The sequence below is a fragment of the Protofrankia sp. CiP1_Cm_nod2 genome, from assembly GCF_920664355.1.
In the GTDB taxonomy this organism is placed as follows: domain Bacteria; phylum Actinomycetota; class Actinomycetes; order Frankiales; family Frankiaceae; genus Protofrankia.
The window spans coordinates 1-600 of sequence record NZ_CAKKTL010000012.1; the positions used below are offsets into that span (position 1 = coordinate 1).

1 pseudogene is annotated in these 600 nt (G+C 77.7%); it reads left to right on the forward strand.

Annotated features, from left to right (window positions below):
- Window positions 1-13 precede the first annotated feature (13 nt).
- Window positions 14-600, forward strand: a pseudogene (locus tag NBW84_RS02355) (hypothetical protein); the annotation flags it as partial.

Consider the following 600-nt stretch of genomic DNA (forward strand, 5'->3'; position numbering starts at 1 on the left):
GCCAGCACCGGCCGTGAGCACGAGCGCGCCGGCCGAGGCGCCCACGCGTGGACGCAGCCGTCGGGCCGCCTCCCGTGGGTCGGGCAGCCCGTCCAGAGCCCCGGCGGAGCAGACGAGCCTGACCGACGTCCTGCCTGGCCCCGGGCAGGCTCAGCCCGCCGCCGCGGCCGCCCCCGAGGCGACGAGCGGTGCCGGCCGCACGCGGGCCGCCGGCACGCCGGAAGCCGTTGTGGCACCGGCCGCGGCCGAGCCCGTCGCCGTGGCGGAGAGCACTCCCCCCCCTTCGATACCCAGCGTGACGGACGCGCCGGTGGTCGCCGTGCCGGCCGAGACGGCCAGCCTTCCCCGCCCGTCGGAGAACGGCAACGCCCGGGCCCGCGAGGACAGGCGTGACCGTCAGCAGTCGGATAGCGACCGTTCGCCGACCGAGCGTCCCGCGTCCGGTGAACGCCAGGGGCGCCAGCAGGGCGACCGCCCGAGCGGCGACCGCCAGGGACGTGGCTCTTCCGACCGTGCCTCTTCCGACCGTGGCCAGTCCGACCGTGGCTCTTCCGACCGTGGCCAGGCCGAGCGTGGCCAGGCCGAGCGTGGCTCTTCCGA